The organism is Dyella jejuensis (genome assembly GCF_044904675.1).
Classification (GTDB): Bacteria; Pseudomonadota; Gammaproteobacteria; order Xanthomonadales; family Rhodanobacteraceae; genus Dyella_B; species Dyella_B jejuensis.
In genome coordinates, this window is record NZ_JADIKJ010000010.1 from 65,659 (window position 1) to 75,207 (window position 9,549).

Here is a 9,549-nt window from a genome sequence, read left to right on the forward strand (position 1 = left end):
GTCAATTCCTCAGCGTGACAGCCAGACGCGGACCAGCGAGAGCAATTTGTCGACGTCCAGCGGCTTGGCCATGTAATCGTTGGCCCCGGCCTGCAGGCAGGTCTCCTGGTCGTCGGGCATCGCCTTGGCGGTCAGCGCGATGATGGGAAGTTTCTTCCAGCGCGGGTCTTTGCGGATTTCGCGCGTCGCCGTCAAGCCGTCCATCACCGGCATCATCACATCCATGAGCACCAGGTCGATTTTCTTGCCGGTGTCGTCCTCGGACTTATTGAGCGCGGCGATGGCTTCCTGGCCATTTCTCGCGATCACCACCGAAGAGCCGTGCGGCTCCAGGATGTTGACCAGGGCATAGACGTTTCGAACGTCGTCCTCGACCACGAGGATCCGGCGTTTTTCCAGCACCGCGTCGCGATTTCGCGCCTTCTGGATCATGCGCTGCTGTTCGAGCGGAAGGTCTGAAACGACCTGGTGCAGGAACAGCGTCACTTCATCGAGCAGGCGCTCGGGCGATTTGGCGCCCTTGATGATGATGGAGGTCGAGTAGCGGCGAAGGCGCTGCTCTTCATCGGCGGACAGGTCGTGACCGGTATAGACGATGACCGGCGGGAAGGCATACGTACCCTCCTCGCTGAGCTTTTCCAGCAGCGAGAAACCCGATGCGTCGGGCAGCGACAGGTCGAGCACCATGCAATCGAACGTGTGCTCTTCCAGGCGCTTGAGGCATTCCCCCGCCGTTCCGGCGCCGATGATCTCCACATCGTCCGAGCGCAGCAGTGCGCAGATAGCCTCGCGCTGGACTTCGTCGTCTTCGACCACCAGCACGCGCCGTATGTCCTGGGAAAGCCGCGCTTCGAGCTTGTTCAACACATCGGCCAGTTGCTCGCGCTTGACCGGCTTGAGCAAATAGCCGATCGCGCCCAGCGAAAGCGCCGCGTGCGAGTGATCGCTTGCCGAAACCACATGCACGGGAATATGGCGGGTGCGGACATCGCGCTTGAGCAGGTCAAGCACCGAGAGCCCGGACTGGTCGGGCAGGCCCACGTCCAGCACGATGGCATTGGGCAGATACCGATGCGCCAGATACAGGGCCGTTTCGGCGCTCGTGGCGATGAGACAGCGGAAATCCATTTCATGCGCCAGGTCGCGCAAGATCTTGGCGAAGCTTTCATCGTCTTCGACGACGAGCAGGACGCGCTTGCGGTCGGACAGGTTTTCGCGGTCGTCCTGCAGTTCCGATATCGGAGCCGCCTTGCCGGCAGCAGGCTCGCGGTTGACCGGTACGCTCGGGACAGGGCTGGACAGCGGTGTGTCCTCCCGGCGGTCGGTCGCGGCACGGGACAGCTGTTGCGATACCACCACGGTAAACGTGCTGCCTTTGCCCGGATCGCTCTGCACGCTCAGGCTGCCGCCAAGAAGGCGCGACAATTCCAGGGAAATGGACAGGCCCAGACCGGTACCGCCGTACTTCCGGCTGATGGTCCCGTCGGCCTGCCGGAACGCCTCGAAAATGCGCTGCTGCTGTTCTTCCGAGATGCCGATGCCGGAGTCGATCACCGAAATGGCGATCTGGTCGCCCTCCTTCGCCTGCAAGTGCAGCTCGACGGCGCCGGTTTCGGTAAATTTGAAGGCGTTGGAGAGCAGGTTCTTGACGATCTGTTCCAGCCGCTGGCGATCGGTACGTATGATCGCCGGGCAACCGGGCGCGATGGACGCATCGAAGGCCAGGCCTTTTTGGTCAGCTACCGGCTTGAACAACGACGCCATGTCGTTGACGAGCCGCTCGACCGAAACCGGCTCCGGCCGGATATCGACGTGGCCAGCCTCGATCTTGGATAGATCGAGAATGTCGTTGATGAGCGTCAACAGATCGTTGCCGGAAGACTGGATCGTCTTGGCGTATTTGACCTGTTCCTCGGTCAGGTTGTTGTCGGGATTGTCGGCCAGCAGCTTGGCCAGGATCAGCGACGAATTCAGGGGCGTGCGCAATTCGTGCGACATGTTGGCGAGGAAGTCCGACTTGTAGCGGCTCGCCTGCTGCACTTCGCGTGCCTTGTGCTCGATATCGAGATTGGCGCGTGTGAGGTCGTCCCGCTGTCGCTCCAATTGCTGCGCCTGCTCTTCCAGCTGCGAATTGGTCTGCTCCAGCTCGACCTGCTGTTGTTCCAGGCGCAGCTGGGATTCCTTGAGGGCGCGGCTTTGTTCTTCCAGTTCCTCGTTCGAGACGCGCAGTTCCTCGCCTTGCACCTGCAGCACTTCAGACTGCCGCTGGGTTTCTTCCAGCAGCGTCCGCAGTTCGGCGCGATATTTCGCCGAGCGAAGGGCGGCGCCGATAGTCGAGGAAGCTTGTTCGAGCAGCGCCACCACATCGTCGTTCACCGGACGCAGGAAGCCCAATTCAATGACCGCGTTGACATCGCCATCGGCCACCACCGGCGAAATAACCAGATGCTTGGGCTTGGACTGTCCCAGCGCGGATTCGACATACAAGTAGTCGTCCGGCACGTCGGGCAGGATGACGGTCTTGGCCTCCACCGCGACCTGGCCGAGCAAACCCTCCCGCGGCACAAAGCGTTGCACGATTCTTTCGGCCTGGGCGACGCCATACGTGCCGATGCGCTGGTAATGCTCGCCCATCCCGACAAACAGCGCGCCGGCCTGCGCGCCGAGAAAGCGCGCGAGGAAATCCAGGATGTTCTCGCCCAGACGCTCGGTTTCCGGGTCGCCCAACATCACCGTTCCCAGCTCCAGCTGCCCGGCCTGGAGCCAAGTCTCCCGCTGGCGCGCGCGCGCTGCATTACCTATCAATATGCCGACCAGGATGGTCAGCACGATTCCCACCAAACCCGAAAGCGCACCCGTGGTCAGTGCCGAGTTGTAAGCCACCGACATTTCCTGCAACCGCCTTTCGCGCAGGCTCAATTCCTCTTCCTGCATGTTGGAAAGCTGCGCGCGAATGGCATCCATGTCGGCCTTCCCGCGATCCGTATTCACGATTTCCAGGGCCGCATCCATGCCTTTGTCCTTGCGCGCATCGATGGTTTCCTTGAGTTCCGCCAGTTTGTCGGTCACAAATCCATTGAGCACCTTGATCCGCGCCTGCTGGCTGGGATCGGCCTGGGTGAGCCGGGTGATGGTATCGATCGCCGAGGGGATCGCGGCCAACGCAGCCCGGTAAGGTTCCAGATAACGTTCGTGCCCGGTGAGCAGGAATCCACGCTGCCCGGTTTCCGCATCTTGTGCGCTTGACAATAATCCGTCGATCGCCGTGATGGTTTCCTGCGAATGCACCACCAGCAGGGTATCGGTCCTGATCTTTTGGATGTTCAAGTAGGCGATGACGCCGCTTACGATGAAAAAGGCGACGACACCGAGCAGGGCGAACGAGGTTCGCTTATCGGCGAAAAAATTGCGCAAGGGAGCCCCACGGGAATTGGTTGGATGCATTGGATCGGCGTGAACTGTCACAGGTAAGCAGAGGAACGACGATTCGGGACGGTCAGCTGGTCATATTCGCACTCGCCCACCGATTTGTGGAGGGCCGTTGTCCCGGGCTCGGATGTTGTCACAACCGGCACGCTTCCAGGCGCCGGCATCTGCAACAAGGCAACCGTCCGCATTCCGGCATCGCGCGGCTTTCCGGCATGGCGGAGTCACGCAGCCATAGCTCCCCACGAAATCCCGGCATCCACGGTCGGGTAAAGTGCTGAACGTCACGCTTGCGCGATGGGGTTTTCCCGCAGCAGCCGTTCCACCAGTGCCGAATCCAGATAGGCACGAACGCGCACGATGCGCCCGTCCTGGAAATAGACGATCCAGCAATAGCGGTTGTCAAAGCGCAGGCCGTTCAACGCCGTGGACATGGCGTGCAGTTCCACCACGGCCTGGTCGCCGGCCACGATGCAATGCTCGAGGCGAAGCCGGGCACCGTCCGGCAGCACCTTGTCCAGCTTGGCAAAGGTGCCGTCGATAAAGGCTTTCTTGGAGGGATAGTGCCCGGCCAGCGGATGGGTGCCCATCACGGTCCAGTCGACATCCTCGGCAACATGGTCGAAGAAGGCGGAACCGTCGCCCTGCTCCAGTTGCTTGAAGATGCCTTGCACGTACTCGGCGGTAATCGTCACACCGGCATCCCTAGAACGCCGAGGGCGGCAGGGTGTGCGAGGGCGGCGAGCGCACCAGTCCCAGCAGGTCTTCGCTGAGCATCGAGGCATGCGTGGCGAACAAGCCATGCGAGGCGCCTTCGTAAGGCCGGAAAACACTGCCCGGCAGCAGATCGGCGGTCCGGCGGCCATTGGCGGCAAAGGGGGCGATGCGGTCTTCGGTGCCGTGGATCACCAGCGAAGGCACGTTGATGGCGGCGGCCATGTCGCCGGTGAAATCGGTTTCCGCGAAGGCACGCACGCAGGCCAGCATGGCAATGCGCGATGCCGGCACGGCGAGGGAGCGGATCCAGTCCACCGTCGCCGGGTTGATGCCGGAGCCATCCAGCAGCTGTCCGACGAACTGGTCGATGTAGGCCAGGCGATCGGCCCGGATGCGCGTGCAGACATCATCGAACCGTGCCTCGTCAGCACCTTCCGGATTGTCGCGACTGCGCGCGATCGACGGCGTGATCGTGCTGACCAGGGCGAAGCGGGTGACGCGCTGGCCGAGATGGCGGCTCATGTAGCGCACCACTTCGCCTGCGCCCATCGAGAAACCGACCAGAACGACGTCGTGCAGGTCGAGTTCGTCCAGCAGGCTTTTCAGGTCGTCGGCAAAGCGATTGTAGTTGTACCCATCGACAGGCTTGGACGATTTGCCAAAGCCGCGGCGATCATAGGTAATCACCCGGCAGCCGCCACTGGCCAAGGCAAACGCCTGCTCTTCCCACATGGCGTGATCGAACGGCCAGCCATGCAGCAGCACTACCGGTGGCCCATAGCCGATGTCCTCGTAGTAGAGCTCGATCGGCCGGCCCAGGCTATCCGTTTCTACCTGTAGCATGCTCATGGCACTCTCCTCTTTCTATCTCGAACCTAGCGTCACGGCGATGAAGACGATGCGTAGGGACCGCGCATGCGTTCAGTTCTCCGCCGGATTTTTCGCGGTTGGCGTGGAATCGTTCGGGGTAAGCAGCGTTTGCGTGCGCGGATTGGCGATTTCGATGCCGAGTTCGCGAAAACGCAGCAGGATGCGGCGATTGAGTTCGCGCTGCACGCCCCAGCGGCCGCTGTCGGTACAGGGAATCTGTCCGTCGATCGTCACTTTGGAGCCGTCCATGGCATCCACCCCCCATACCTGGATGTCTTTGAGGATCGAGCCCTGGAAGGCGGGATCGCTGCGCATTTCGCTGCCGATCTTCTTCAGTTCCTCCATGGCGCGATCGACATCCTCGACATGGGCGATGTTCACGCTCATCGCGGCATTGCCCAGTCCGCGATTGGTGTTGTTCACCGTGGTCACGGAGCTGAAAGGCACCGTGTACAGCGAGCCGTCGCCGCCGCGCAGCCGCACCGTGCGCACCGACAGATACTCCACCGTACCGGACACGCCCGCCACGGTGACCCAGTCGCCAACCTGCATGGCGTTTTCCATCAACAGGAAAATGCCGGTGATGAAATCCTGCACCAGCTTCTGCGAGCCGAAGCCGAGCGCCACGCCGACGATGCTGGCGCTGGCCAGTAGCGGCGTGGTGTTGATGCCGATCTCGTTCAACGCGGTAAGGCCCACCACCAGCACCACGGCGACCAGCAAGCTGGTGCGCAACATCGGCAACAACGTGCGCAGCCGCGCGGCGCGCATCAGGTCGCCATGGCCGGTCCATTCGTCGATGCGCCGCTCGATGCTGATGCTGGCCGCTTCCCAGACCGCGATGGCGATCACCGTCGCCACCAGGATGGTCAATGCGGCCGAGGTCAGGTTGCGCCCGATCGCGCCGTGCACGAACCAGCCGACGGCATCCAGTCCCCAGGCTTGCAACAACGCGACGACAGTGAAGACGATGATGAAAAACGAAACCAGCCGGCTGGCGACCGGGTAATAGCGCCGGGTGAGCCGGTTGCGTGCGCTGCCGGCCGGCACGGCGGCGGCCGCGTCGCCTTCGCTGCGCCGGAACAGCCGGCCCAGCGCTCCTTGCGCGAGGATCGCGAGCAGGCGCGCGGCAATCAGGATGCCGGCCGATACGCCAATGAAATGGATCAGCTTCGGGAAACCGTCTTCCACGCCTAGCGCCCACACCACCCATACGCCCATCACGAACACGATCGCGAACAGCGCCCATACTCGCGCCAGCCAATTGCGCGCCGCGGCCACCGGTCCGGTGCTCGCCGGCGGCGCGGCGATCGCCTGCGCCACCGGCCGGCGCACCCGCAGGATCAGGATCACCGCGGCGATGTGCACGCCCAACGAGACCAGCTTGATGAAGGCCATGCGGCTTGCCGCGCCGCCGCCCAGGGCCAGGATCGTGTCGCCGATGGCGATGCCGAAGGCCGCCAGCACGACGATGCAGCGGATCCAGGCGAGCAGGATGCCGGTGGTGCGCCGGCTGACCCGCAGCACACACAAGCCGGGCCCTTCCGGCGAAACCAGCAGGCGCAACACGGCAATCGTGACGCGGGTGGTGATGTACGCATCGATGAACGCGCTCACCACCGCGTGCACGCGCTCGACATTGCCGCCCAGTTCGCGCAGCACCAATCCGGCTACCACAAAGAACACGATCAGCGGCAACAGGTTGAGCAACAGCGCGCCCGTGGCGAACAGCAAGTGGTGCAGCGTATTGACGTAACGCGCCGGCCTGGCGTAATGCGCCGCTTTGTGCATTTTGTCCTTCAGCGTTGCAACGGATGCCGCCGCCACCAACGTATCGCGCGGCTTGTCCTGCGGGCCGCCCGCGGTGTTCTGTGCGCCGACGCGCACCGGCTCGACCCGGTCGATGCCATCTTCATGCGTCTGCACCAATGCCACGTCATCGGCGGCTGGCTGCACCCCGGCCGTCGCTTTCGCCTGCGTATCCGCGCCTCGCTCCGCGGCTGGCGCCTGGGCGTCGACATGCACCGCGGCGCGATCCTGCGTCTCGTGCATGCGATCGCGCGCTTCCACTGCGTTGGCCCGCGCCACCAGCGCGCGCAGCGGGCGCTTGAGCAGCCAATGAAGCAGCCATTCGGACACCAAGCCGGCTGCGAACACGCCAGCGAGCGCGGTGCCGGCCTGGATCAACAGGCGCCGGTCCGCATCGTTGGCGATATGGCCGCCGGAACGCGCGAGCAGCTGCAACAAGCCCCACAGCGCCTGCCTGGCTTGATCGAGCTGGCTGCCGAGACCGTCGAACCATTGGCCAAGCTGGCGCAGGCTGCGTTCGATCAGTCCGTTCGCCTGCAACGGCACGATCGGCGCGGCGGCCGGCTTGGCCGCTGGCTTCGCACTGGCGGCGGCGGGAGCGGCGGCTTTGGCCGTTGTGCCCGTGGGCGTGGGCGACGAAACAGGCGCGCGTGCGTTTGCTTGCGCACACGCGGCGTCATTCGCCGGCGCGGTGCTCGATGCCGTCGCCGGAGCGGACAACTGGCTGGCGAACACCGGCGCTGCTGCCAGGATCCACCACGCGAGCAGCATGGCGAAAAGGGTGCGTGGAGCTTCTGTGCATTTCTTTCGAACGAGAAAGCGCGTGTCGTTCACTGCGATGAGCTTGTATCGCCACTGTCCGGGTAAGCGCGCTGGGCCGTCGACGCACACCATCAAGGCATCGGTGGCAATACCTCCATGTGGAAACAAAGGCCAACCGTGCACCGTGGGTCGTAAAGGTTGCGTGCAATAGAAGTTGTCCGGGTCTTGATGGACCGTCGCCCGACGACCACGAACAGCCACATCAGGACATCGATCGCAACGCTTCGTCTCGCGATCTTCACTTTGTCGCATCGCCGGCTGTACGCAAGTTTGATGCTCGGCCCCCTAACCTCAAGCACAGCGCTCCGCAGCTTGCAGGCGAATTGGCGCCTTGCGGAAACTTATGAGAACCCGTGGATGACTATCGCAAAACCGCTTTACAAGACCTATCCCGCGCGCCGCCAACAGCAACGTGTGGCTATAGCGGGAGTGCATCGCCGCCGGCCCGAACAGCCGCCATCTGGCGCCCGGATCGACCGGGGCGAGAAAATATTGTTCGTTACCACGGAAATGCGGGATTTCATCAAGGCCGGCGGCCTGGGCGACGTGTCCGCCTCGCTGCCCCGCGCGCTGACCAAAAGCGACGATGTGCGCGTACTGCTTCCGGGCTATCGCAGCATCGTCCATTCGGATCGCCCGATCCGCATCATCGGCAAGACGCGCAGCTTCCATAAGCTGCCTTCCTGCGATATCGGCGAGATGCAGACCGACGACGGCCTGACCGTGCTGGTGTTGTGCAACGAAAAGCTGTTTGACCGCGACGGTTCGCCCTATACCGACGCAAGCGGACACGAGTGGCCGGATAACGACATTCGTTTCGCCACGTTGTCGCATGCGGCCGCGGACATCGCGCGCGGGCGCGCCCAAATGAGCTGGCGCCCGGACCTGCTGCATCTCAACGATTGGCCGTGCGCGCTGGCCGCGCATTACCTGGACGGCGATGCCGGCGACAAAGTGCCGACGGTGCTGACCATCCATAACCTGGCCTATCAAGGTGTGTTCCCGGCGTCTACCGTCGGCTGCGTGGGCATATCGCGCCGGCATGCCGAGCACGATCGCCATGGCCGCATCTCGTTCCTGCAGGAAGGCCTGGCCACGGCCACCTGCCTTACTACCGTCAGCGAAAGCTATGCCCGGCAGATCACCGAACCGGCCTATGGCTGCGGGCTGGATGCCCTGCTCAGGAAACGCGCGGCGGAAGGCCGCCTGGTCGGCATCGTCAACGGCATCGACACGAGCTGGAACGCACAGCGCGATCCCGCATTGGTTGCGCCTTTTTCAATTGGCGGCTGGGGCCAGCGCGCCATCAACACGCGCGAGCTGCGTACCGAGATGGGTTTGCGCCAGCAGGACGGCCCGCTATTCGCGGTGATCTCGCGCATGGTGCAGCAAAAAGGCGTCGATCTGATTTGCGAAGCGGCGCCGCAAATGATCGCCGCCGGCGGCCAGCTGGCCTTGATCGGGCGCGGCGATCCGTCGATCGAACGCGCCATCGCCCGGCTGGAGCGACGCTTTCCTGGCCGCGTGGCGGCGCACGTCGGTTTCGAGGAAGGATTGGCGCGGCGCATGTTCGCCGGCGCCGATTTCCTGTTGATGCCTTCGCGTTACGAACCCTGCGGATTGAGCCAGATGTATGCGCAAGCCTATGGCTGCCTGCCGCTCGCGCATGCCACGGGCGGCTTGATCGATACCATCGAGGACGGCGTCACCGGACTATTGTTCCGCGAGGCCAGCGTGTGTGAATTGCGCAGCTGCTTGCAGCGCGCCTTCCGCATCTTCGCCGAGCCGCTGCTGCTCAACGCCATGCGCGGCGCGGCCATGCTCGAGAAGCACGGCTGGGATGGCCCGGGTCGGCAATACGCAAGCCTCTACCACCGCATGCTGCTGCGAAAGGCTGCGGCGTGA

At 63.5% G+C, this 9,549-nt stretch carries 5 protein-coding genes; 1 reads left to right on the forward strand and 4 read right to left on the reverse strand.

Features of this window, described 5'->3' with window-relative positions:
• Positions 1–9 precede the first annotated feature (9 nt).
• The 4 genes from ISP15_RS09965 to ISP15_RS09980 all read right to left on the reverse strand — a co-directional run bounded on the left by ISP15_RS09965 (position 10) and on the right by ISP15_RS09980 (position 7,593).
• Positions 10–3,414: a response regulator gene (locus ISP15_RS09965; protein ID WP_404547146.1), complete on the reverse strand. Its 3,405-nt coding sequence runs from the start codon at positions 3,412–3,414 to the stop codon at positions 10–12.
• Between the two features lie 296 nt (positions 3,415–3,710).
• Positions 3,711–4,121 carry a nuclear transport factor 2 family protein gene (locus tag ISP15_RS09970; RefSeq protein ID WP_404547147.1) on the reverse strand — a complete coding sequence of 137 codons (411 nt, stop codon included), beginning with the start codon at positions 4,119–4,121 and terminating at the stop codon, positions 3,711–3,713.
• Positions 4,122–4,131: 10 nt separating this feature from the next.
• Positions 4,132–4,992, reverse strand: a complete 861-nt coding sequence (locus tag ISP15_RS09975) for an alpha/beta fold hydrolase (RefSeq protein ID WP_404547148.1) — start codon at positions 4,990–4,992, stop codon at positions 4,132–4,134.
• 72 nt (positions 4,993–5,064) lie between these two features.
• Entirely contained in the window at positions 5,065–7,593 is a 2,529-nt protein-coding gene (locus ISP15_RS09980; RefSeq protein ID WP_404547149.1) for a mechanosensitive ion channel domain-containing protein, read from the reverse strand.
• A gap of 408 nt (positions 7,594–8,001) precedes the next feature.
• Here ISP15_RS09980 and glgA point away from each other — a divergent pair, with 408 nt between their 5' ends.
• Positions 8,002–9,549, forward strand: coding sequence for a glycogen synthase GlgA (glgA, locus tag ISP15_RS09985; RefSeq protein ID WP_404547150.1), 1,548 nt, complete (start codon positions 8,002–8,004; stop codon positions 9,547–9,549).

Bases quoted from the DNA above. Each gene is read 5' to 3' on its own strand.
- ISP15_RS09975 (WP_404547148.1), bottom strand. From the start codon at position 4,992: ATGAGCATGCTACAGGTAGAAACGGATAGCCTGGGCCGGCCGATCGAG.
- ISP15_RS09980 (WP_404547149.1), bottom strand. From the start codon at position 7,593: ATGCTGCTCGCGTGGTGGATCCTGGCAGCAGCGCCGGTGTTCGCCAGC.
- glgA (WP_404547150.1), top strand. From the start codon at position 8,002: ATGACTATCGCAAAACCGCTTTACAAGACCTATCCCGCGCGCCGCCAA.